Below are 22,792 nucleotides of genomic sequence, written 5' to 3' on the forward strand. Positions count from 1 at the left end.
AACCGGCGGGGGGCTTTCGGTGAACCGGTGCGGGTGTGGCTCGGGGTTGACGGGGGATGCGCCACCGGTCCGAGCCCCCCGGTGCGCCCGGGCGACCGCTGCCCGGCGGTGCGCCGGGCATGGCCGAGGTCTGGCGCAGGGGGCTGCCCGGGCGATCAGTCCCGCGCCCAATGACCGTGCAGAACCATCTGCGGCACCCCATCTGAGGTCTTCTGCGGGCTGCGGCCTTGGGCGTCCAGCGTGCAGCTGATCTGGCGGCGCAGACAGGAGAACTGCGTTGAGCGCGCCACATCGACGGGCGTGTCGAGCCGCAGGGTCAGCCGCCAATGGCGCGCGCCGCGGCGCTCCGCGCCATGTACCTGACCGCGGAACGGGTGCCCGAGATAGCGGCCCGAGACCCGCTGGCCCACTTGCCAGGCGGGCTTTGGCGCGTCGCCTGCGAGGGCGCAGAGCGTGTTCCAGTCGCGCGCGCCCCACTGGTGGGCGATGGCCTCGAGGGCGGCGCTGTGCGACAGGGTCTGGCCGGTCTCGGCCAGTCTGGCCCGCAAGCGCCGGGCCTGGGCCTTCAGCGCGTCGCGGGAGGGAAGTGCGATATCCATCATCATCTCCATCAGGTCGCGGGGCGGTCGGGGTGTTCGCATTGCCAGGCCGATGTGCGAACCCATGGGATCAAAGATCAGGACAGACGCCCGTGGCTTCACCAGATGCGAACGGCAGGTGCACGGAACCTCTCGGTGCATCTATGCCGTGCGCCGCGCTCTGGCAAGGGGGTTTTGGAGGGCGGGCGTCAGCTCATCAGTGCGAGGTCCTCTTCGCCCACGTCCTGCCGGGTGGCGAGGCTGCCGGGCGCCTTGCCCGCGAAGGTCTGTGCAAGATCCGCATAGAGCGCGCTGCTGTCGAACCACCAGCGATGCGAGCGGGCCTTGCCGCGTTTGCCGGGGGGCACGTCGCGCAGGTATTGCGGGGTGGCGTTCACGTCGATGTGGGTGGTCTCGGTGATCGTGGGCAGGCCGTCGCGGCCCACGCGTTTGCGGAATCCGTCGGTGAAGGCCGAGATCGGCAGCACCCGGTCGCCCTCGCTGTAGTAATTGGTGAAGCGGCGGGCGCGGTGGGACAGCAGCAGCGCGCCCCAGGCGCCCTTGCCGAGCCAGTTGCGTGCGACGTCGCCGGACAGGAAGGCGATTTCATTTGCCCGCCAGGCGCTGGCCCCGGGCCCGGCGGTGTCATCGAAGTTGGAAAAGCCGCGCAGGATCACATAGGCGCCCATGGAGTGGGCGATGAGGTTGATCTTGGGGCGCGGCGACAGCGCCAGAAGCGGCAGGATGCCATCGCGGACCAGGAACTGCGCGGTGTCTTTCACGCGGTTGCGGTCCTGGTCGTAGGAGAAGACCTTGCCATCGCTGGGCCAGTCATAGCCGATCACCGCGCCCTTGTAGCCTTGGGCGCGCAGGCCTGTCTTGATCTTGTCGAGGCGGCGGAGCATGTCGATCTGGTCGGTGTTGAAGCCGTGCACGTAGACGGTGATTTCGTTTGCGCTGGCCTCCTGTTTCACCTGGCGCAGCCAGTCGGACTGGCTGATGGCGCCGCCGCTCCAGCGGCCCTTGCTGTCGGGGCCCTTGGTGATCTGGACAAAACGCGTGAGGGCGGCGGGGTTGTTGGTGAATTTCTGCTTGGCGGCATTATACGTACGGCGGGTGAAAAACAGGGTCATGAAATGTCTCCGGTAAAAATGCGTCGATGAAATGCCATCGATCATGCACCAGAATTGTCAAAACGCAAAATGCCGAATGATCGGTCTGTGATCCGGCGGTGCGCGGCCCGTCCGGCGGGGGCCGGACGGGCCGCGCGTGCTCTTCTATTCGACGCCCGCGGGGCGCGGGCGCGCGCCTGTGGCGGGCGGGGCGTGTTCGGGAGAGGTTTTTGGGGCTAAGACGTATGGAAAAAGGCGCGGAGAGTGTCCGCGCCTTTTCGCATTTGTTCGACCGGGCGGACTCCGCACGTTTTCTTCGAAAACACGCTCTGTCCGCTGACGTCGGGTTGACCGTTTGTCAACCCAACTGACCCGGCTCAGTTGCTAGAGGCCCTTGGCCTCTAGCAACTGTAATACATCCCGAATTCGACCGGGTGCGGGGTGTGCTCGTAGGTTTCGATCTCTTCCATCTTGAGCTCGATGTAGCCTTCGATCTGGTCCTTGGTGAAGACGTCACCGGCGAGCAGGAAGTCCATGTCGGCCTCGAGCTCGGTGATCGCTTCGCGCAAGCTGCCGCAGACCGTCGGGATGCCTTCCAACTCTTCGGCGGGCAGATCATAGAGGTTCTTGTCCATCGCCTCGCCCGGATCGATCTTGTTGGTGATGCCGTCGAGACCGGCCATCAGGAGGGCGGCGAAGCACAGGTAAGGGTTGGCCGCCGGATCGGGGAAGCGCGCTTCGACGCGCTTGGCCTTCGGGCTTTCGGTCCACGGGATCCGGACACAGCCCGAGCGGTTGCGGGCGGAGTAGGCGCGCAGCACCGGGGCCTCGAAGCCCGGGATCAGGCGCTTGTAGGAGTTGGTGGACGGGTTGGTGAAGGCGTTGAGCGCCTTGGCGTGCTTGAGAATGCCGCCGATGAACCACAGCGCTTCATCCGAGAGATCGGCGTATTTGTCGCCTGCAAAGAGCGGTTTGCCGTCTTTCCAGATTGACATGTTGCAGTGCATGCCGGTGCCGTTGTCGCCGTAGATCGGCTTGGGCATGAAGGTGGCGGATTTGCCATAGGCGTGGGCCACGTTGTGGATCACGTATTTGTATTTCTGCAGCTCATCCGCCTGTTTGGTGAGGCTGTCGAAGATCAGGCCCAGCTCGTGCTGGCAGGAGGCCACCTCGTGGTGATGCTTGTCGACCTTCATGCCGATGCGCTTCATGGTGGAGAGCATCTCGGAGCGCAGATCCATGGATTCGTCCACCGGGTTCACGGGGAAGTAGCCGCCCTTGACGCCGGGGCGGTGGCCCATGTTGCCCATCTCGTAGTCGGTGTCGGTGTTCCAGGAGCCGTCGATCGCGTCGACCTCGTAGGAGACCTTGTTGATGGAGTTGGAGTATTTGACGTTGTCGAAGAGGAAGAACTCCGCTTCGGGGCCGAAATAGGCCACATCGCCGATGCCGGAGGACTTGAGGTAGGCCTCGGCCTTCTGTGCAGTCGAGCGCGGGTCGCGCTCGTAGGCTTCGCCGGTGTCGGGCTCGACGATGGAGCAGTGCAGGCAGACGGTCTTTTCCGCGTAGAAGGGATCGACATAGGCGCTGTCCACATCGGGCATCAGCTTCATGTCGGAGGCCTCGATGGATTTCCAACCGGCGATGGAGGAGCCATCGAACATGAAGCCTTCCTCGAGGAAATCCTCGTCGACCTGGTCGGACATCACCGTGACGTGCTGCAGCTTGCCGCGCGGGTCGGTGAAGCGGATGTCGACGTAGGCCACGTCCTCATCCTTGATCATCTTAAGCAGTTCAGAGCTCATTCTTGTATATCCCTCTTGGTTGGAATGATGTGTCTGTCGCGCGCGTCAGAGCGCGTCGGAGCCGGTCTCGCCGGTGCGAATGCGGATCGACTGCTCCACCGGTGTCACGAAGATCTTGCCGTCGCCGATCTTCTCGGTCTTGGCGGCGGTCACGATGGCGTCGATGGCGGCGTCGACCATGTCGTCATCGAGCACGATCTCGATTTTCACCTTGGGCAGGAAATCGACCACATATTCAGCCCCGCGATAGAGTTCCGTATGACCCTTCTGCCGCCCGAAGCCCTTGACTTCGATCACGGAGAGCCCCTGAACGCCGACTTCCTGCAAGGATTCTTTGACTTCGTCGAGCTTGAACGGTTTGATCACCGCTTCGATTTTCTTCATGGGGGCCTCCCGCGCCTTGGTTCAAAAGGGTTCAGATCATTTCGCACTGGAGCGGTCCATGGATTGGCGTAAACTGCCTTTGGTCCGCTGCAGATTTGGCAATCATGCGCCCAATCTGCAGGCAAAACGCACAAAAAGTAATCACAAATGAATCGAGAGGCGCAAAAATGGTCGAAATTCTGACCGCCGCAGAGATGCGTGGGCTGGAAAATAAGGCTATGGAGTCGGGGGCTGTGACCGGGCTGGAGCTGATGGAGCGGGCCGGGCAGGGGGTGGTCGCGGCGCTGTTCGAGCAGTGGCCGGACTTGGCCCGCGGGGCGCATCGCGCGGTGGTGCTTTGCGGCCCCGGAAACAACGGCGGCGACGGGTTTGTCGTGGCGCGACAGCTGGCAGGCCGGGGCTGGGATGTGCAGACCTGTCTGCTGGGCGATGGGGCGCGGCTGCCGCGGGATGCGCGGGCCAACCATGATCTCTGGGCGAAGACGGAGGCGGTGGCGCCTGTCGCACCGGGCTGTGTGACAGGTGAGGTGGATCTGTTGGTCGATGCGCTCTTCGGCACCGGGCTGACGCGCCCGGTCGCGGTCGGGCTCGAGGCGCTCATTGCGCCGGGAAGCCGCGTTGCGCATCGGGTTGCGGTGGATATCCCCAGCGGGGTCTGTGCCGACAGCGGGCGGGTGCTGGGGGAGGCGCTGCCCGCCGATCTGACGGTCAGCTTTCAGACCGCGAAATGCGGGCATCATCTGGCCGAAGGGCCCGTGCTCTGCGGGGCGCTGCGCGTGGTGGACATCGGGTTGGCGGACGGGGTGGCGCGGCTTGATCCGCGCCCGGCGCGCCTGACCTGCGCGGAGGCGGCGCCGTTGCGCAAGCGGCGCGGGCACAAGTTTTCCTACGGGCATGCGCTGGTGCTCACGGGGGGCGCGGGCCGCACCGGCGCGGCGCGGCTGGCAGCGCGGGGCGCGTTGCGCGTGGGCGCCGGGCTGGTTACGCTGGGCGCGCCGCCCAACGCGCAGATGGAGGTGGCGCTGCAGATCACGGCGCTGATGCTGCGGCGCGTGCCTGCGGCGGAGGCGCTTGCTGAACTGCTGGAGGACGCCCGGATCACGGCGCTCTGTCTGGGGCCGGGGCTGGGGCTCGATGCGCGGGCGGCGGGGCTGGTGCGGACGGCGCTGGCTGCGCACCGGCCGACGGTTCTTGATGCCGATGCCTGTACGCTGATCGGGCGGGACCGGGCGCTCTTCGCGGCGCTGCACGAGGGCTGTGTGCTCACGCCCCATGGCGGCGAGTTTGCGCGGCTCTTTCCCGATCTGGCGGCGGAGCTGGAGGCGCCGCCAGAGCGGGGACCGGCCTATTCGAAGCTGGATGCGACCCGGGCTGCGGCGCGGCGCGCGGGCTGCGTCGTGCTGTTCAAGGGGGCGGATACGGCGATCGCGGGGCCGGACGGGGTGGCCTGGGTGAACCCGCCGGAGGAGGCCACCGCCTGGCTGGCCACGGCGGGGTCGGGCGATGTGCTGGCGGGGATCATCACCGGTCTGCTGGCGCGGGGTCTGCCGCCCGGGGAGGCGGCCTCGGTGGGGGCCCGTTTGCACGCAGAGGCCGCGCGGCAGTTTGGCCCGGGGCTGATCGCCGAGGATCTGCCGGAGATCCTGCCGGCGGTGTTTCGATCCTTTGGGGTCTAGGGCATCGGCGTGACGGTCTGCGCCGGTGGTCAGGGAGTGCCCAGGCCGGCAAGGCTCCAGATGTGCGGCGCGCGCAGATCGGTCCGCTAGGTGGCCTGGAGGCCCGCTGTGCTGGCGACGGCGTCGGCGGTGCCCAGGGTCAGACCATCTGCAAATAGGATCTGCGGCGCATCGCAGAAAATCCGGTAGAGCGTGACCAGCTGCTGGCCCACATCCCGCACGAACTCGCCATCGACCAGCGCGTGCGCCGGGACCAGGGCCGTGCGCCGGCCCCGGAGCACCGGGGCGCGCCAGTCGTGCAGGAAGACCATCTGGTCCGCGCTCAGCAGCGCGTCGCGATCCGACCGGCTGTGCCCCAGCGATCCGGCGATCACGTAGACCGCGGGCACCAGCGCGCTGAGCATGTCGATGCGGGTCACCGGCACTGCGCCGTTGCGGGTCAGGATCCGGTCGCCCACGCACAGCGTCTCAACCGCCTGCGCGCCCTTGAGGGTCAGAAGCTGGGCGCCGGAGATCAGGCCTGCAAACCCTGCGGTCTGCGCCTGGTCGCAGGATCCTGCGGTGTCTGTCGCAATGGGCCGCCTCACCGTTCGCGGTGTCATGGATCCGTCTCCTTGCTGTCGTCTCTTTCGAGTGAACACATATTTTCATAACGACTTCTTAAAATGTCGGATCATTTTGCGCTCGCGCTGCGGCTGCGGGTTTGCTAAGCAGCGCCCGGACCGGGCGATGATCCGGCCCCCCGTGCGGGTGTGGCGGAATTGGTAGACGCACCAGATTTAGGTTCTGGCGCCGCAAGGCGTGGGGGTTCAAGTCCCTTCACCCGCACCACAGTCGCTTCTGGCAGAAGCGACGACGCTCGGCACAGCGTCATCATGCGGCAGTCGTTTCGGAGAAGCGATGAGAGCATCTGGTTTGGGTTTTGTCTTCTTATCCGCACCACTTCCGGACTGGCAGAGACGTGCTTGATATCGGTGGCCAGGCATGGCCGCCGGACGGCGCGCGGTTTGATTTTCGTAACTGTTTGTTAAGACCTTTCCGCCTAGCAGGCTGCAGTTTGATGAACCGTGTGAGGTGATTGGTATGTGTGGATCCCGTTTGACGGCCTGTGCCGCGTTTTTTTGGGCGGCGCTGGCGAGCGGACCTCCGACGCTAGGGGGATCACCCGCAGAGGCATCGGAGATCACCGCGGAAAGCAATGCCAACGCGCATATGAACCTCGCCGGACGGCAGCGGATGCTGACGCAGCAGTTGGCGCGCAACGCTTGTTTCGTGATGGCGGGGGTGGAGCCGGAGCGCTTTGCCGCCAAGACCGAGGAGAATGTGCAGCAGTTCAACGGTGTTCTGGTCGGTTTGCGCGCGGGGGATGTGACGCTTGGGATGCTGCCCGAGGAGGACCCGGGCATTCTCGCGGCGCTGGAGGAGGTCGAGGAGTTGTGGGCGACGCTGGGCCCGGCTGCGCGGCAGATTTCGGCGGGGGACTATCATTCCATTCCCATGGCGCAGCTGATTACGCTGAATACCGCGACGCTCAAGCGGATGCATGAGACCGTTCTGGCCATGACCGAGACCTATCAGAGCGCGGACATACCCGCCGCGATGCTGAAGACGGTTGGCGTGGCGGGGCGCCAGCGGATGCTGACCCAGAAGGTGTCCAAGGAGGTGTGTTTCAGCATCATCGGTCTGGACGGGCTGGGTGCGCCGGAGCTGGTCGATGCGACGGTGGCCGAGTTCGATACGGCCATGGCTGCGCTGCTGACGGGTTCGGAGGCCGAGGGCATCCTGCCGCCCCCGACGCTGGCGGTGACGCGGCAGCTGGAGACGGCGCAGGGCAGCTGGCAGGCCTTAAAGGATCTGCTGCAGCAGATCCGGGCGCAGCCGGATGTGGACCACGACACGCGGGTCAGGCTGGCCTACATGAGTGATGACGTGCTCCGGCAGATGAACGAGGCCGTGAACCTTTACGTGCAGTCGCGTCCTTAAGCGCTCGTGGATCGGCACACGACCCTTTAACTCCCCGGGGGCTAGCGTTGCGCCCGAATGACTGTGAGGAGCGGCATGCGAGGTCTGACCTGCGGCATACGGTGTGGACTGGCAGGGCTTTTGGCACTGCTGGGGTCTGCGGTGCTGGCCGATGTGCAGGCGCGCCAGTCCGATGCGCTCGCACGGATCAAGGCCGCGACGGAGCAGCGGACGCTCCTGCAGACCATGGCCAAGTCGACCTGTTATCTGATGGCGGGGGTGGCGCCTCAGCTTCAGGCCGAGCAGGCCTTCATCGCCTCCATGATGTTCGACGACAACACCGCAGCCTTGCGGGACGGTCAGGTGGAGGGCCTCACCGAAGAGGACATCGACGCGCAGATCCTGTCGGAGCTGGATCGGATTGATCAGGTCTGGCGCACGCTTGCACCAGCCACCCGGCAGGTGATGTCGGGCGACTTTCACGCGGTGCCCGTGCAGCAGTTGATCACGTTGACCCCGGTGGCGGCGGCCCATCTGGACGCGCTGGTTGTGCGGGTGGCCGAGGTCTATCACGCGCGCATGGTGACCCGGGGGGAATTGATCAGCACCATCACCCATGCCACCGGTCAGAGCATGCTGATGCGCAAGGCCATCAAGGAATTCTGCTATGTCGGGATCGACCTGATGCGGGATGAGATGCGCGGCGGGCTTGGCCAGTCCATCGAAGCCTTCGAGCGGATCCTCGACGCGATGGAAACGGGTGACTTCGATCTGGAAATCGTCGATCCCCCGGGTCTTGCCGCTCTCGGCCAGATGATGGAGATACGGAACGTCTGGACGGACCTGCGCCCGCTGCTGGAGCGCGGTTTGCAGGAGGCGCCCATCGGTCCGGAGATGCTGGCGGAGGTGGCGAAGATGGGCGACGAGATGGTCGCGCTGACCGATGGTATGGTGCTGCTCTATCTGCAATAGGACAGGGCGCCGCCCAAGCTGCGGAGCTTTTTCCCGGCCCGCCCGCCGACCTGTTCTATTGGCCCTTGCGCCCATGCGTGCACACCAATAGAAGGGCGCAAATTTCATGCCCGCGCCTGCCCGGCGCGCCACAGTTCTATGGAGCACACATGCAGGTCACCGAGACGCTGAATGAAGGTCTGAAACGCAGCTATGCCATCACGGTCACGGCGGCGGAGCTGGACGAGAAGGTCAACGAGAAGCTGGCCGAAGCGCAGCCCGACGTGGAGATGAAGGGCTTTCGCAAGGGCAAGGTGCCGATGGCCCTGCTGAAAAAGCAGTTTGGCCAGCGCGTGATGGGCGAAGCGATGCAGGAGAGCATCGACGGCGCGATGTCTTCGCATTTCGAGGAGACCGGCGACCGCCCGGCGCTGCAGCCCGAGGTGAAGATGACAAATGAGGACTGGAAAGAGGGCGACGATGTCGAGGTCTCCATGTCCTATGAGGCGCTGCCCGAAATCCCCGAGGTCGACTACGCCAAGATCAAGCTGGAGAAGCTGGTGGTGAAGGCCGAGGACGCGGCCATCGACGAAGCGCTGGCGAACCTCGCCGAGACCGCACAGGACTTCAAGGCGCGCAAGAAGGGGTCCAAGGCCAAGGACGGCGACCAGGTGGTGATGGACTTCGTCGGCAAGGTCGACGGCGAGGCCTTCGAGGGCGGCTCGGCAGAGGATTATCCGCTGGTGCTCGGTTCCAACTCTTTCATTCCGGGCTTCGAAGAGCAGCTGGTGGGCGTGAAGGCGGGCGAAGAGAAAGCCGTGACGGTCACCTTCCCGGAGGAGTATCAGGCCGAGAACCTGAAGGGCAAGGAAGCGACCTTCGACTGCACCATCAAGGAAGTGAAGCAGCCTGTCGCCGCCGAGATCAATGACGAACTGGCCAAGAAGTTCGGCGCCGATGATCTGGAGGCGCTGAAAGGGCAAATCTCGGAGCGTCTCGAGGCGGAATATGCCGGTGCCGCGCGGGCGGTGATGAAGCGCGGGCTGCTCGATGCGCTCGACGGGTTGGTGGATTTCGACCTGCCGCCCTCGCTCGTCGAAGCGGAGGCCAAGCAGATCGCGCATCAGCTCTGGCATGAGGACAACCCGGATGTGGAAGGCCACGACCACCCGGAGATCGAAGCGACCGAGGAGCACACCAAGCTGGCCACACGCCGTGTGCGTCTGGGCCTGCTGCTGGCCGAGATCGGCCAGAAGGCCGAAGTAGAGGTGACGGATGCGGAGATGACGCAGGCGATCATGGCGCAGGCGCGCCAGTACCCCGGGCAGGAGCGGCAGTTCTTCGAATTCGTGCAGCAGAACCAGCAGATGCAGCAGCAGATGCGCGCGCCGCTCTTTGAAGACAAGGTCGTGGACCACGTCTTTGAGCAGGCGACGATCAAGGAGAAAGAAGTCTCTAAGGACGATCTGCAGAAGGCGGTCGAGGCGCTGGAAGACGAATAAGCCGCCTTGGTGGTAATGTTGAGAGGGCCGCGCCGTGAGGCAGCGGCCCTTTTCTATGCGCATGATTGGTGAGGGGGCGGATGACGGGACGGCGTCTGTTGGGTGGTGCACTTGCGGCGGCCCTGATCGGTGCAACCGCCCTGGGGTTGCCGAATGCCCTCGGCAATCTGTTTCTCACGGCGACGAGCGCGGCATTCTACATCCCCGCCCAGAGCAGCCTGTGGCGGTTTCGGGCAACGGTGATGAACGAAGGCTCAGGCGACTGGTGGCTCTATGGCGAGGACGCCGCACATTACTATGCCGTCTCAGACGACGACCACTTTGCCTATGTCTATCTGCCGAAGCACCAGGCGCCGGTGGCCATGGACCCGCGTGACACAGCCACCTGGGGCCCCGCCGCGCAGCGGGTCGAGGTCGCGCGCTGAGCCTCAGCTCGGGCGAAGGCCGGTTTCGACCAGCATCCCGCGCCGTTTGGCCTCGTAGTAATAGCCGCGCGCGTACCACATGATGGCGGTGTCGTGATTGCCGTCCGAGAGCAGCCAGGCGCCGCGCAGGTATTTCAGCGCGTATTTGAGGTTGGTCTCGGCATCGAGCAGATCATTGGGCTGGCCGCGAAAGCCCATGGTGCGCGCGGTCTCGGGCAGGATCTGCAGCAGCCCGTAGTAGGGGCCGTTGCGCGCCCAGGGGCGGTGGGTGCTTTCGCGGATCGCGAGCTTGTGCACCAGCGGGCGCGGCAGCTCGTAGAGGTCGGCGTATTGGTTGATCAGCCGCCGCAATTCGGGTGTTTCATTGGGGTAGAGCGGCGGGTCGAAGGCGGCGGGTTCGCGCGCGCCGCAGGCGGTGAGGAGGCTGGCACTGATGCAGAGCAGGGCGGTGCGGCGGGTGAACATGGGGCGGCTCCTTGGCTGTCGGTGGGCGGATATTGACCGCCCGAGTGGTGAGGGCAAGAGGGCGCAAACCGTGTGGGCGGCGGCGCGCTGATCGCGCCTCAGGCGAGGTGGTCTAGGATGACATCCACGCGCGTCTCCGGGGAGGCTTTGGGCAGCAGAACGGTGTCATAGCCGAGGGCGGGCAAGGCGGTGCTGAGCCGCTCGTATTCGGCACAGGCCGCGTCAAAGCCGTGCTGTCGCGCGGCGTCCTGGCGGTAGATCTCAGGCCAGGGTGGCGCGAGAAAGACGGTGCGGTGATAGGCGCGCGGGCCGGGCAGGTGCTGTGCGACAGGCGTGCCGGTGCAGTGGGCCAGCGCCACCGCTGCGTCGATCACGCCACGATCGAAGAAGACCCACCCGTCCTGCGCTGCCTGTGCGGTCAGGTCCTGTTGGGCCATCTGCAAGGCGGCTGTGGCGAAGCCCGTCATATCCTCCAGCGGCTTCGGACCGCCGACCGCGAGCACGCGGCGGCCTGGTTCGGGCACCACGGCATGACCGCGTGCCGCCAGCGCCGTGAGCAGCGTGGATTTGCCGCCACCGGAACAGCCGGAAATGAGCACAAAACGGGACATGGGACCTTTCAGGGCGGCGGGATGCCGGGTGACCCGACGTCGCCCGGGGAGAGTTGATATGGGTCAAGTCTCGCCATGCGGGACCGCGTTAGGCAAGGGCCATCACGCATCAGGAAAGATATGACGATGAAGACACTGAGACAAACTCTGCTTGTGCTGGGCCTGCTGGGGGTGGCGGCCTGCACGCAGCCCGGCACCTATCCGGTGAGCGGTGAGACCTGCGGGCCCGAAGACCCCGTGCTGGAGCTGGATGCCGCGGATTGCGGGACGCCCGGGCTGATGTGATCCCGGTTTGAGCGCAAGAAAAAGGGCCGGTTGCAGATGCGACCGGCCTTTCGTGGTTTTGCTAGTGAGATCAACTGCGCCCGGCTGTGTCTTCCTGATCGCCGGAGGCGGGCTCTTCGTCGCTGTCTTCGGCCACGGCCTCGGCCAGGTCCGCGTCGTCGGAGGTGGCAGCGCCGATGTCGTCGAAGAGCTCGGCGATTTCGAACTCCGCAGCGGCTTCTTCTTCGGCGGCCAGCTCCTGGATGGATTTGCCGGAGGCTTGCAGCTCGGCCTCTTCGGGCGAACGGGCCACGTTGAGCTCGATGGTGGCGTCAACTTCGGGGTGCAGCACCACGGTCACCTTGTGCAACCCCAGCTCCTTGATCGGCTGCAGGACGACCTGCTTGCGATCCACGGAGAAGCCCGCCTCGGTCGCTGCATCGGCGGCATCCCGGGTGGTGACGGAGCCGTAGAGCGACCCGGCGTCGGAGGCGGAGCGAATCACGATGAACTGTTGCCCGTCGAGTTTCTCGGCCAGCGATTCCGCTTCTTTCTTGGTTTCCAGGTTGCGCGCTTCGAGCTGGGCTTTCTGCTGCTCGAAGGCTTCGATGTTGGCCTTGGAGGCCGACAGCGCCTTGCCTTGCGGCAGCAGGAAGTTGCGGGCGTAGCCAGGCTTCACTTCGACGACTTCGCCCATCTGGCCCAGTTTCGCGACGCGTTCGAGAAGGATAACTTGCATGTCTCTCTCCTTACTTCACGGCGTAGGGCAGAAGGGCCAGGAAGCGGGCGCGTTTGATGGCACGGGCCAGTTCGCGTTGCTTCTTGGCGGAGACTGCCGTGATACGGCTGGGCACGATCTTGCCACGCTCGGAAATGTAGCGCTGCAGCAGACGGGTGTCCTTGTAGTCGATCTTGGGTGCGTTGTCGCCCGAGAAGGGGCAGACCTTGCGGCGGCGGAAAAATGGTTTAGCGGCCATGGGTTATGTCCTTGTCCTGAAGCTGATCAACGGCGCTCGCGGCGGTCGCCGCGGTCACGATCATCGCGTTTCTGCATCTGCACCGACGGCAGTTCGGCGTGCTCATCGACCTTGATGGTCAGCACGCGCATCACATCATCATGCAGGCGCATCAGGCGTTCCATTTCCTGCACGGCAGGCGCGGGGGCGTCCGAGCGCAGGAAGGCATAGTGGCCCTTGCGGTTCTTGTTGATCTTGTAGGCCATCGTCTTGACGCCCCAGTACTCGTGATCCACGAGATTGCCGCCATTGTCCGACAGGACGGCGCCAAAGTGTTCGATCAGCCCTTCGGCCTGCGTGTTGGAAAGATCCTGACGCGCGATCATGACATGCTCATACAAAGGCATGTGTGGTCCTCATTTCTATCAAGGCGCATTTCAAAGGCAGGGCGGTTGACCTTTTGCGGCCCCACCACGAGAGACTGCGCGGTTCATATATGTGCAAAAGGATGCGTCCGTATACACGCTTTGGCCTGTGGTGCAAGGGTGCAGGGCGGGATGTTCGCTGGCGCGCAGCATTTGTTCGGGGCTGTGGAATTGTCACGCCCGGTGAAAGCCCCACATTAAGATTATGTGTTCAACAAACCGGAGGTTCCCTCGATGAAATCCCTTGTTCTTGCCGCCGCTCTGGCCGCATCTGCCGGCATGGCGTCCGCTGCCGCCGAGAAATACGTGCTCGATGCCAGCCACAGCCAGGTTTTGTTCAGCTACGACCACTTGGGCTATTCCACCACCTTCGGCATGTTCTCGGGCTTTGAAGGCGAGATCATGTTCGATCAGGACGATCCGACGGCCTCTTCGGTGACCGTCTCGATGCCGGTCAAGAGCATGTTCACCGGCTGGGAAAAGCGCGAGGATCACTTCTTTTCCGCCGATTTCTTCGGGGCGGAGGACGATGATATGATCACATTCACGTCAACGGCGATCGAGGTGACCGGTGAGGACACGGCGAAGATCACCGGCGATCTGACCATGAACGATGTGACCCAATCGGTGGTGCTGGATGCGGTGCTGAACCAGACCGGCACGCACCCGATGGCCAACAAGGAATGGGCCGGTTTCGATGCCACCACGACGCTGCTGCGTTCGGATTTCGGGCTGGGCGCCTTCGCGCCTGCGGTGAGTGACGAGGTGGAGGTGCGCATTTCCATCGAGGCCAGCAAAGCGGAGTAACCGCTCGTCCTGGATCTAATGGGGGCCGCGTCCGCAGTTCGGGCGCGGCCCTTTTCCTTGCGCTGTCCCGCCAGTGAGTCCGGGCGCGATATGAGTATTTTTGGAAGAATGAAGCGGATCAGCTTTCTGGCGTCTCGGTCGTGCCTTGGCTGGCCGTCAGGGAGATGTTCACGGCAACGGAGAAGCCGAGCGCGCCCTCGTCGGTCTGGCTGTCGCCGATGCCGTAGTTGCGCCGGTCAAGCTCGGTCGTGGCGGTGACGGTGGCGGTACCATCGGTGATTTGCAGATCGAAGGGGAAGGAGACGGGCACCGATTGGTCCTTGATCGTCAAGGTACCGTCTGCGGTGTAGCCGTCAGCGGTGCGGATGAGGTCTGCCGTGTAGCGGGCCGTTGGGAAGGCCTCCGCGTTGAAGAAATCCGCGCCCATCGCCTGGCCGGTGACTGAGCCGAGGGCGAGCGAGCCTATGGCGATGGTCACATCGACGGTGCCCGCGGGGCCTTCGGTGACACTGTTGTCGAAGGTGATGGCGGCGGTCCAGTCGGCAAAGCTGCCGGTCACGTCGGAGCCGAGTTGCTTGACGGTGATGGCGATCTCGCCCTCTTGCACGGCCCAGTCCGATTGCACGGCCTCGAGCTCGGCGGCGGCCACGGCGACGGTGTGTTTTTCGTAGAGACCCAGCGCATTGCCGATGCCGAGGGCCCCCGCCCAGATCACCAGCGCGCTGATCAGTGGCAGGGCCACGTGATGCGGCGTGAGCGGCGCGAGGATGGCGGGTTTGCCGGGCAGCATCCGCAGCAGCGTGGCGTCCTTGTCGATGATGTGGTGTTTCAGGGCGCCCGCGATATGCAGGAGGATCGAGCCTGCAAGCACGCGTTCGAAGACGATGTGCAGACCGGCTGCGGTGGAGGCGAGGGTTTCGGATTTGGGCACGAAGGGCAGGTTTTGCCCCAGAGGCCACCAGATCGGCGCGAAGCCGTCGGTGGCGGCGTGATGGATCCAGCCCGAGAGCGGTACCAGCAGCAGCGAGCCGTAGAGCAGCCAGTGCACGGTCTCGGCGGCGAGGCTTTCGAGTTTGCGGTCGGGGTGCAGCAGGGTGGGCTTCGGTTGTCCGAGCGCCCAGAGGATGCGCGCGAGGGCCACGAAGAAGACGGTGACGCCCAGGGTCTTGTGCAGTGAGAAGAGCCAGGCCTTTTGGGCCAGCTGCTCGGAGGTCTCGTAGGGCAGCCAGTTGGCGTAGATGCCCAGCGGGATCAGCGTGAGGATCAGCAGGGCGGTGAGCCAGTGGAAGGTCTTGGTGACCCCGCCGTAGTGGGTGGATGTGTTGGACAGGGCCATGTGCCGTCTCCGAAGCCTGTTGCGTTGCTCTTAGAGTAGGGGGTCTGGCGCCTGCGGCAATGGCGCTGGGCGCACAGAGTATGCGCGGTGCTGCTCATGGCAGGTGCAGAGTTTCGCGCGTCCAGCCGTTGCGCCCCTAGTTCGGGCAGGCTAAGCGGGGGGACAAGAACCAGGACGGGGGCATATCATGAGCACGGCATTCGTATTTCCGGGGCAGGGCGCCCAGACCATCGGCATGGGCCGGGCATTGGCGGAGGCCTATCCGGGCGCGAGGGCGGTCTTCGACGAGGTGGATGACGCCTTGGGCGAAAAGCTGAGCGCGCTGATCTGGGAGGGGGAGATCGAGACGCTGACCCTGACCGAGAACGCGCAGCCGGCGCTGATGGCGACCTCAATGGCGGCGCTGCGGGCGCTGGAGGCGGAAGGGCTTGGCCTGGAGCGTGCGAGCCATGTCGCGGGGCATTCGCTGGGGGAGTATTCGGCGCTGGCGGCGGCAGGTGCGGTGTCGGTGGCGGATGCGGCGCGGCTCTTGCGCACGCGCGGGTTGGCGATGCAGCAGGCGGTGCCGGTGGGTCAGGGGGCCATGGCGGCGGTGCTGGGGCTGGACTTCGATACCGTGACCGAGGTGGCTGAGACAGCGGCGGAAGGTCAGGTCTGTCAGGTCGCCAATGAGAACGATCCGGCGCAGAATGTGGTGTCGGGGGACAAGGATGCTGTGGAGCGGGCCTGTGTGCTGGCCAAGGAGGCGGGCGCGAAGCGGGCGTTGATGCTGCCGGTGTCGGCGCCATTCCACTGCGCGCTGATGGCGCCGGCAGCGGAGAAGATGGCCGAGGCGCTGGAGAATGTTGCGATGACCGCGCCCGCCGTGCCGCTGGTGGCGAATGTGACAGCGGAGGCGGTGAGTGATCCTGCAGAGATCAAGGCGCTGCTGATCAAACAGGTCACGGGGCAGGTGCGCTGGAAGACCTCGGTCGAGTGGATGGCGGCAAACGGCGTGACGGGGTTCTGGGAAATCGGAGCGGGCAAGGCGCTGACGGGCATGATCCGGCGCATCGCGCGGGAAGCGGAGGCGCGCAGCGTGGGCGCGCCCGAGGATATCAAGGCAATTTTGGAAGGCTGAGACATGTTTGATCTGACAGGCAAGAGCGCGCTGATCACCGGCGCATCGGGCGGCATCGGCGCGGAGATCGCGCGGGCGCTGCATGGCGCGGGCGCAACGGTGGGGCTGTCGGGCACGCGGGTGGACCCGCTGGATGCGCTGGCCTCCGAACTGACGGAGCGGGCGCATGTGCTGCCCTGCAACCTCAGCGATATGGCGGCGGTTGAGGCGCTGCCGAAGCAGGCGGCAGAGGCCATGGGGGCCGTCGACATTCTGGTCAACAACGCGGGCATCACGCGCGACAATCTCTTCATGCGGATGTCGGATGAGGAGTGGCAGTCGGTGCTGGATGTGAACCTCTCGGCCACCTTCAAGCTGTGCAAGGGCGTGATGCGCGGCATGATGAAGGCGCGCTGGGGGCGGATCGTGAATATCTCCTCTGTTGTGGGGGCCACGGGCAATCCGGGCCAGGCGAACTATGCCGCCTCAAAGGCCGGGATGGTCGGCATGTCGAAGAGCCTTGCCTATGAGGTCGCAAGCCGTGGGATTACCGTGAATGCGGTCGCGCCCGGGTTTATCGAGACGGCGATGACAGACAAGCTGACGGACGACCAAAAGTCTGGAATCATGGGGCAAATTCCTGCCGGGCGGATGGGCACGCCTGCGGAAATCGGCGCAGCGGTGCTTTATCTTGCAAGCCCGGAGGCGGCCTATGTGACCGGGACCACCTTGCATGTGAACGGCGGTATGGCCATGTTGTAGGTCACATTTGCGGCCCCCAACCAGAGGGTGCACAATGCGTTTGCCATCTGTGTCGCTTGTGCTAAAGGGGGCGCAGATTCTTGACCTCACCTGCCGGTGTTGGCATGTGAATTGATCCGAAACGGCACAGCGACAGGCGTGCTGAGCCGGACAGAGCCGCCCCTTTGGGGCACAGGCCCCCGCTTTGCCAAGATGGCGGGTGGCGGGCAACCGAAAGGGGCCAGTCGGCCCGAACGAATGAGGGACTATTATGAGCGACGTCGCAGATCGCGTGAAGAAAATCGTGGTGGAGCACCTGGGTGTGGAAGAGGACAAAGTGACCGAGAATGCGTCGTTCATCGACGATCTTGGCGCCGACAGCCTCGACACCGTTGAGCTGGTGATGGCCTTCGAAGAAGAGTTCGGTATCGAAATTCCAGACGATGCAGCCGAAACGATCCAGACGTTCGGCGACGCGGTGAAGTTCATTTCTGAAGCTTCCTGAGTTCCGCCGGGACAACCCGGCGTCGACCGAGAAAAGGGCGTCTTTCCGAAAGGAGGACGCCTTTTGCTATGGCGGGTTCGCTCAGGGGTTGAATTGACGGGGGGAGTTGCGCCACTCTGTGCGCAGAGGGCGCCAAGCCCCGGCAAGCGAGCAGAGGCAGCGAGATGTCGCGCACCATACCCACCATCAACACGCAGCGCCTCACTTTGCGGGGCATGCGGCCGGAGGACTTCAAACGCTACGCAGAGATCTGGGCGATGCCGCAGGTCGTGCAGCATATCAGCGGTGAGCCCTGGCCCAAGTCGAAAGCGTGGGACGCGTTTCTGCGCAATGCGGGGCATTGGCAGATCACGGGTTTCGGGCAATGGGCGATCCATCGGCACCGTGCGCCGGAGATGTCCGGACAGGTCGGGTTTTTCTATGCCAAGCGCGATCTGGGCGAGGATTTTGATGCCTATCCCGAGGCGGGCTGGGTGCTGAGCCCGGATGCGCATGGGCAGGGCTTTGGCATGGAAGCGGCCCGGGCTGCGCATGACTGGTTTGACCGGGTGGTGACCGGGCATCTGGTCTGCATGATCGCGCCGGAGCATGCGGCGTCTCTGCGCATTGCGGAGGCGATGGGGTACCAGGTGATGCGCGATGCGGAGTATTCGGGAGGTGCCGTGCGGTTGCTGGCACGCAAGGGACCGCCACAGTAAGCACGGCCCGCGTCGTGGCGTGCGGTGCGCTCTTGCATCAAAACCACAGGGCGCTGTATGGGAGGGCACGAATTTGGAAGGGGCATTGCGATGCGCAGAGTAGTTGTCACCGGGTTGGGTCTGGTGACCCCGCTGGCGGATGGGGTCGAGGCGAGCTGGTCGCGGATTCTGGACGGGCAGTCCGGTGCCGGGCCGATCACACAGTTCGATCCTGCGCGGGTGATCACGCAATACGCCTGCGAAGTGCCGCGCGGCGATGGCTCGGACGGGACGTTCAATGCGGATGCTTATATGGAGCCGAAGGACCAGCGGAAGATCGACACCTTTATCCTGTTTGGCATGGCGGCGGCGCAGCAGGCGGTGGAGGATTCAGGTTGGCAGCCGCAGGATCTGGAGAGCCTGGAGCGCACCGGTGTGCTGATCGGCTCCGGCATCGGCGGGCTGAATTCGATTGCGAATACCGCGATCATGATGAACGAGAAGGGGCCGCGGCGTGTGTCACCCTTCTTTGTGCCGGGGGCGCTGATCAACCTGATCTCGGGTCAGGTGTCGATCAAATACGGCTTCAAGGGGCCGAACCATTCGGTGGTGACGGCCTGTTCCACGGGTGCGCATGCGATTGGCGATGCGAGCCGTCTCATTCAGCATGGCGATGCGGACGTGATGATCGCAGGTGGTGCCGAGGCGGCGATCTGCGAGATCGGGATTGCCGGGTTCAACGCCTGCAAGGCGCTGAGCACCAAGCGTGGCGATGACCCGCAAAAGGCCAGCCGGCCCTATGACGAGGACCGCGATGGGTTCGTCATGGGCGAGGGCGCGGGCATTGTGGTGCTGGAAGAGTACGAGCACGCGAAGGCGCGCGGGGCGAAGATCTACGCGGAAGTGCTGGGGTATGGGCTGTCGGGCGATGCTTATCACATCACGGCCCCGTCGGAGGACGGTGAGGGCGGTGAGCGGTCGATGCGCGCGGCGCTGAAGAATGCCGGGCTGGAGCCGAAGGATGTGGACTATATCAATGCGCATGGCACCTCGACCATGGCGGATACCATCGAGCTGGGCGCGGTCGAGCGCCTGATGGGAGAGCATGCGGACAAGGTGACGATGTCCTCGACCAAATCGGCCACCGGGCATTTGCTGGGGGCGGCTGGCGCCATCGAGGCGATTTTCTCGATCCTCGCGATCCGCGATCAGGTGGCGCCGCCCACGATCAACCTCGACAACCCGGCGGTGGAGACTGCCATCGACCTGGCGCCCAACGCCAAGCGCGAGCGGGAGGTCAATGTGGCCCTGTCGAACTCCTTTGGCTTTGGCGGCACCAATGCGAGCGTCATCTTTGGGAAAGTGAACTGATGTGGCGACATATCGCCTCTAATGCCGTGACCCTGCTGATCGTGCTGCTGTTTCTGATGGGCGGCGTGATCCTCTGGGGCAAGGGACAGTATGAGGCGGCCGGGCCGCTGGAGCAGGCGATCTGTCTGGATGTGCCGAGCGGCACCAACATGCGCCGGGTCAGCCTGGACCTGGAAGAACAGGGGGCGGTGAGCTCGTCGACCATTTTCCGCATGGGGGCGGACTATGCCGAGAAGACGAGCCAACTGAAGGCGGGCAGCTATCTGGTGGATCCGGGTGCGTCGATGGAAGAGATCGTCGATATCGTGACGCGGGGCGGGGCGAGCACCTGCGGTACGGAAGTGGTGTACCGGATCGGGGTGAACCGGCTGGGCGTGCAGGTGCGCGAGCTGGACCCCGGGACGAACCGCTTTGAGGAGCGGGCAAGCTTCAACCCCGCCGAAGACGAGACGCCCGAGATTTATGCGGAGAAGAAAGAGCAGGCCGATACGCGGCTCCGCGTGGCACTGGCCGAAGGCGTGACGAGCTGGCAGGTGGTGGAGAGCCTGAAGGCGATGGATGTACTGGAGGGATCGGTCGACGAGTTGCCGCCCGAAGGGTCTCTGGCACCGGACAGCTATGAGGTGCGGCCAGGGGACGATCGCGCGGAGATCATCGCGCGGATGCAGGCGGCGCAGGAGCTGCGTGTGGCACAGGCCTGGCTCAATCGCGATGAGAACCTGCCCATCGAGACGCCGGAGGAGCTGTTGGTGCTGGCGTCGATCATCGAGAAAGAGACGGGTGTTGCGGAAGAGCGCGGGCAGGTGGCCAGCGTCTTTGTGAACCGGCTGAACCGGGGGATGCGGCTGCAGACGGACCCGACGGTGATTTACGGGGTCACCGAAGGCAAGGGCGTGCTGGGGCGCGGGCTGCGGCAGAGCGAGCTGCGCGCGGCGACGCCCTGGAACACTTATGTGATCGAAGGGCTGCCGCCGACGCCGATTGCGAACCCGGGGACCGCCAGCCTGGAGGCGGCGGCGCGGCCTCTGGAGACGCCTTATGTGTTCTTCGTGGCGGATGGCACGGGCGGGCATGCCTTTGCCGAGACGCTGGACGAGCACAACCGGAACGTCGCCAGGTGGCGTGAGATCGAAGCGGAGCGCGCCAATCAATCCTCGGGGAATTGAGGGCAGCGGGGCGGCGGCCTGAAAGCCCGCCGGACCTGTTGGTTTTACGGGGCTTTCGCGGTTTGACTGGCAGGCTTGTGGCGCGTGCAGCGCCGAAATCGTTAATGGCACCGTACGGTGGGTCGCTGTTAACAATTTGATTTTTCTTGACTTTGCGTACGGTCACACGTATAACTTGTGACATGCTAGAAGAAGTGGGCGAACGACCCCGGGAGTGATCCCGTCGGGTCGTTTTTTCGTTTCTCTCGTGCGGAGACTACGCGCATGAGAGGTAGAACCTGAATGACCTTAATCACCCCGGAGCACGTAGAGTCGCAGACCGAAGACCTTCTGAACTCGGTCCTCGGTTCCATCAGAGATCTGCGAAAAGAACTGGAAGACCTGAGAGAACGGGTCCGCACATCTGATGGAGCAGTGACAGCGCAGAGCACCAAGACAGTGACGCAAGCCGCGACGCTGCTGGAGACCTGCCAGAAAGTGGAGAACCGCCTTGTCGAATGTCGAAGCAAACATGCAGGGATCGCCCAAGGGGGCTATGCCCTCGATCTCGAAAAAGCACGGGCTACGATTGGGCGCAAGCTGGATCGGCTCCGCATCACGCGACCTGCAGGATGAATTCCTGAATAACCTGGACGAGGGAGAGCTTCTGGCTCTCCCTTTTTTGTTCGAGTTCTGGGCGATGGAGCATCAGTTGCCGCCTGAAGGCGATTGGCGGTCCTGGGTGATCATGGGCGGGCGCGGTGCGGGGAAGACGCGCGCAGGCTCCGAGTGGGTGCGGGCACAGGTGGAGGGCGCGCGGCCACTGGATGAAGGGCGGGCGCGGCGTGTCGCGCTTGTGGGGGAGACCGTGGACCAGGTCCGCGAAGTGATGATTTTTGGCGACAGCGGCATTCTTGCCTGTTCGCCGCCCGACCGGCGCCCGACCTGGGAAGCCGGGCGGAAGCGGTTGGTCTGGCCCAACGGGGCCATTGCGACCGTGCATTCGGCTTATGACCCGGAAGGCTTGCGGGGGCCCCAGTTCGATGCGGCCTGGGTCGATGAGCTGGCAAAGTGGAAGAAGGCGGAGGCCACCTGGGACCAGTTGCAGTTCGCGCTGCGGCTGGGGGAGGACCCGCGGGTCTGTGTGACGACGACGCCGCGGAACGTAGGCGTGCTGAAGGCGCTGCTGAAATCGCCGTCGACCGTGGTGACGCAGGCCCCGACCGAGGCCAATGCGGCCAATCTGGCGGCCTCCTTCCTGGAAGAGGTCAGGGCGCGCTATGAAGGCACGCGGCTGGGGCGCCAGGAATTGGACGGTGTGTTGCTGGAGGATGCCGAAGGGGCTTTGTGGACCTCGGCAGGTCTCGAGGCGGCGCGGGTACGCGCGCTGCCCGATCTGGACCGGATCGTGGTGGCGCTGGACCCAGCGGCGAGCGGGACGGCAACCTCGGACGAATGCGGGATCGTGGTGGCGGGGGTCAAGATGACCGGCCCGCCGCAGGATTGGCGCGCCACCGTGATCGCGGATTGTACCGTTGCGGGCGCCACGCCCGCGGGATGGGCGCAGGCGGCGGTGTCGGCGATGGAGCAGTACGGGGCCGACCGGCTGGTGGCCGAGGTGAACCAGGGCGGACAGATGGTGGCGGAGGTGGTGCGTCAGGTGGACCCGCTGGTGCCCTACAAGGCCGTGCACGCAAGCCGGGGCAAGGTCGCCCGGGCCGAGCCTGTGGCGGCGCTCTATGAGCAAGGGCGGGTGCGGCATATGCCCGGGCTCGACGCGCTGGAAGACCAGATGTGCCGCATGACGCTGCACGGTTATGAGGGCAAGGGCTCGCCTGACCGGGTGGATGCGCTGGTCTGGGCACTGCATGAGCTGATGATCGAGCCTGCCGCCAAGTGGCGGGCGCCACGCGTACGGTCGCTGTAACCTTTTGGTGACCATTCCCCCTTGGGCCAAGCCTGCAAGGGGTTCGGGGCAGCGCACGCTGCCTTTTC

At 64.7% G+C, this 22,792-nt stretch carries 25 protein-coding genes and 1 tRNA gene; 15 read left to right on the forward strand and 11 right to left on the reverse strand.

The genetic code is table 11. The annotated features are described in order from the left end of the window. Positions 1–155: 155 nt before the first annotated feature. The 4 genes from Q1A71_RS09275 to Q1A71_RS09290 all read right to left on the reverse strand — a co-directional run bounded on the left by Q1A71_RS09275 (position 156) and on the right by Q1A71_RS09290 (position 3,879). Positions 156–599 carry a glyoxalase superfamily protein gene (locus Q1A71_RS09275; protein ID WP_366140230.1) on the reverse strand — a complete coding sequence of 148 codons (444 nt, stop codon included), beginning with the start codon at positions 597–599 and terminating at the stop codon, positions 156–158. 188 nt (positions 600–787) lie between these two features. Beyond that, the gene (locus Q1A71_RS09280) at positions 788–1,711 is read right to left on the reverse strand and encodes an alpha/beta fold hydrolase (protein ID WP_299674456.1); all 924 of its coding nucleotides are present in this window, start codon (positions 1,709–1,711) and stop codon (positions 788–790) included. Between the two features lie 380 nt (positions 1,712–2,091). Next, positions 2,092–3,495, reverse strand: a complete 1,404-nt coding sequence (glnA, locus tag Q1A71_RS09285) for a type I glutamate--ammonia ligase (RefSeq protein ID WP_299674459.1) — start codon at positions 3,493–3,495, stop codon at positions 2,092–2,094. A 45-nt stretch (positions 3,496–3,540) separates the two neighbouring features. After that, positions 3,541–3,879 carry a P-II family nitrogen regulator gene (locus Q1A71_RS09290; protein WP_299674462.1) on the reverse strand — a complete coding sequence of 113 codons (339 nt, stop codon included), beginning with the start codon at positions 3,877–3,879 and terminating at the stop codon, positions 3,541–3,543. Positions 3,880–4,046: 167 nt separating this feature from the next. Between Q1A71_RS09290 and Q1A71_RS09295 the strand changes: the two genes are divergently transcribed. Next, positions 4,047–5,555 carry an NAD(P)H-hydrate dehydratase gene (locus tag Q1A71_RS09295; protein WP_299674465.1) on the forward strand — a complete coding sequence of 503 codons (1,509 nt, stop codon included), beginning with the start codon at positions 4,047–4,049 and terminating at the stop codon, positions 5,553–5,555. Between the two features lie 86 nt (positions 5,556–5,641). Here Q1A71_RS09295 and Q1A71_RS09300 read toward each other — a convergent pair whose 3' ends face one another. Further along, positions 5,642–6,157 (reverse strand): Hint domain-containing protein, encoded by a 516-nt coding sequence (locus Q1A71_RS09300; RefSeq protein ID WP_299674468.1) that lies wholly within the window; start codon positions 6,155–6,157, stop codon positions 5,642–5,644. Between the two features lie 144 nt (positions 6,158–6,301). Here Q1A71_RS09300 and Q1A71_RS09305 point away from each other — a divergent pair. The 5 genes from Q1A71_RS09305 to Q1A71_RS09325 all read left to right on the forward strand — a co-directional run bounded on the left by Q1A71_RS09305 (position 6,302) and on the right by Q1A71_RS09325 (position 10,395). Beyond that, positions 6,302–6,386 (forward strand) — tRNA-Leu (locus Q1A71_RS09305). Positions 6,387–6,638: 252 nt separating this feature from the next. After that, positions 6,639–7,538 carry a type IV pili methyl-accepting chemotaxis transducer N-terminal domain-containing protein gene (locus tag Q1A71_RS09310; protein ID WP_299674472.1) on the forward strand — a complete coding sequence of 300 codons (900 nt, stop codon included), beginning with the start codon at positions 6,639–6,641 and terminating at the stop codon, positions 7,536–7,538. A 75-nt stretch (positions 7,539–7,613) separates the two neighbouring features. Further along, a complete protein-coding gene (locus tag Q1A71_RS09315) occupies positions 7,614–8,489 on the forward strand; it encodes a hypothetical protein (RefSeq protein ID WP_299674475.1) in 876 nt (291 codons plus the stop codon). A gap of 149 nt (positions 8,490–8,638) precedes the next feature. After that, positions 8,639–9,970, forward strand: a complete 1,332-nt coding sequence (tig, locus tag Q1A71_RS09320) for a trigger factor (protein WP_299674477.1) — start codon at positions 8,639–8,641, stop codon at positions 9,968–9,970. 80 nt (positions 9,971–10,050) lie between these two features. Further along, entirely contained in the window at positions 10,051–10,395 is a 345-nt protein-coding gene (locus tag Q1A71_RS09325) for a hypothetical protein (RefSeq protein ID WP_299674480.1), read from the forward strand. A gap of 3 nt (positions 10,396–10,398) precedes the next feature. Here Q1A71_RS09325 and Q1A71_RS09330 read toward each other — a convergent pair whose 3' ends face one another. Together Q1A71_RS09330 and Q1A71_RS09335 are read right to left on the reverse strand one after the other, a co-directional pair. Continuing rightward, positions 10,399–10,860 (reverse strand): lytic transglycosylase domain-containing protein, encoded by a 462-nt coding sequence (locus tag Q1A71_RS09330; protein WP_299674483.1) that lies wholly within the window; start codon positions 10,858–10,860, stop codon positions 10,399–10,401. A gap of 98 nt (positions 10,861–10,958) precedes the next feature. Continuing rightward, positions 10,959–11,471 (reverse strand): AAA family ATPase, encoded by a 513-nt coding sequence (locus Q1A71_RS09335; protein ID WP_299674486.1) that lies wholly within the window; start codon positions 11,469–11,471, stop codon positions 10,959–10,961. A 126-nt stretch (positions 11,472–11,597) separates the two neighbouring features. On the opposite strand from Q1A71_RS09335, the gene Q1A71_RS09340 reads away from it, so the two are divergent. After that, entirely contained in the window at positions 11,598–11,756 is a 159-nt protein-coding gene (locus tag Q1A71_RS09340) for a hypothetical protein (RefSeq protein ID WP_299674489.1), read from the forward strand. A gap of 70 nt (positions 11,757–11,826) precedes the next feature. Here the strand turns inward: Q1A71_RS09340 and rplI are convergent, their stop codons facing one another. From rplI to rpsF, 3 genes are read right to left on the reverse strand one after another with little or no spacing between them, the layout of a single operon-like run. Further along, positions 11,827–12,474, reverse strand: a complete 648-nt coding sequence (gene rplI, locus Q1A71_RS09345; protein ID WP_299674492.1) for a 50S ribosomal protein L9 — start codon at positions 12,472–12,474, stop codon at positions 11,827–11,829. 10 nt (positions 12,475–12,484) lie between these two features. After that, positions 12,485–12,712 carry a 30S ribosomal protein S18 gene (gene rpsR / locus Q1A71_RS09350; RefSeq protein ID WP_005982441.1) on the reverse strand — a complete coding sequence of 76 codons (228 nt, stop codon included), beginning with the start codon at positions 12,710–12,712 and terminating at the stop codon, positions 12,485–12,487. Positions 12,713–12,738: 26 nt separating this feature from the next. Beyond that, complete coding sequence (gene rpsF, locus Q1A71_RS09355; RefSeq protein ID WP_299674495.1) at positions 12,739–13,098, reverse strand: 30S ribosomal protein S6; 360 nt, start codon at positions 13,096–13,098, stop codon at positions 12,739–12,741. Between the two features lie 252 nt (positions 13,099–13,350). Between rpsF and Q1A71_RS09360 the strand changes: the two genes are divergently transcribed. Beyond that, positions 13,351–13,923: a YceI family protein gene (locus Q1A71_RS09360; RefSeq protein ID WP_299674498.1), complete on the forward strand. Its 573-nt coding sequence runs from the start codon at positions 13,351–13,353 to the stop codon at positions 13,921–13,923. Between the two features lie 118 nt (positions 13,924–14,041). Here Q1A71_RS09360 and Q1A71_RS09365 read toward each other — a convergent pair whose 3' ends face one another. Further along, on the reverse strand, positions 14,042–15,259 hold the full coding sequence (locus tag Q1A71_RS09365) for a cytochrome b/b6 domain-containing protein (protein ID WP_299674501.1): 1,218 nt from the start codon (positions 15,257–15,259) through the stop codon (positions 14,042–14,044). A gap of 187 nt (positions 15,260–15,446) precedes the next feature. Here Q1A71_RS09365 and fabD point away from each other — a divergent pair, with 187 nt between their 5' ends. The 7 genes from fabD (at position 15,447) to Q1A71_RS09400 (ending at position 22,724) form a co-directional block, all read left to right on the forward strand. Continuing rightward, complete coding sequence (gene fabD / locus Q1A71_RS09370) at positions 15,447–16,379, forward strand: ACP S-malonyltransferase (RefSeq protein WP_299674504.1); 933 nt, start codon at positions 15,447–15,449, stop codon at positions 16,377–16,379. 3 nt (positions 16,380–16,382) lie between these two features. Then, the gene (gene fabG / locus Q1A71_RS09375; RefSeq protein ID WP_299674507.1) at positions 16,383–17,120 is read left to right on the forward strand and encodes a 3-oxoacyl-[acyl-carrier-protein] reductase; all 738 of its coding nucleotides are present in this window, start codon (positions 16,383–16,385) and stop codon (positions 17,118–17,120) included. Positions 17,121–17,370: 250 nt separating this feature from the next. After that, complete coding sequence (locus tag Q1A71_RS09380) at positions 17,371–17,604, forward strand: acyl carrier protein (protein WP_005982462.1); 234 nt, start codon at positions 17,371–17,373, stop codon at positions 17,602–17,604. Between the two features lie 164 nt (positions 17,605–17,768). After that, positions 17,769–18,302, forward strand: coding sequence for a GNAT family N-acetyltransferase (locus tag Q1A71_RS09385; RefSeq protein ID WP_299674511.1), 534 nt, complete (start codon positions 17,769–17,771; stop codon positions 18,300–18,302). Positions 18,303–18,392: 90 nt separating this feature from the next. Continuing rightward, positions 18,393–19,652, forward strand: coding sequence for a beta-ketoacyl-ACP synthase II (gene fabF / locus Q1A71_RS09390; protein WP_299674514.1), 1,260 nt, complete (start codon positions 18,393–18,395; stop codon positions 19,650–19,652). After that, positions 19,652–20,818, forward strand: a complete 1,167-nt coding sequence (gene mltG / locus Q1A71_RS09395; protein ID WP_299674517.1) for an endolytic transglycosylase MltG — start codon at positions 19,652–19,654, stop codon at positions 20,816–20,818. The genes fabF and mltG overlap by 1 nt, the downstream gene beginning before the upstream one ends. Positions 20,819–21,497: 679 nt before the next feature. Further along, complete coding sequence (locus Q1A71_RS09400; protein ID WP_299675696.1) at positions 21,498–22,724, forward strand: terminase family protein; 1,227 nt, start codon at positions 21,498–21,500, stop codon at positions 22,722–22,724. Positions 22,725–22,792 lie beyond the last annotated feature (68 nt).

It is taken from the genome of uncultured Roseobacter sp., from assembly GCF_947493125.1.
Lineage (GTDB): Bacteria > Pseudomonadota > Alphaproteobacteria > Rhodobacterales > Rhodobacteraceae > Roseobacter.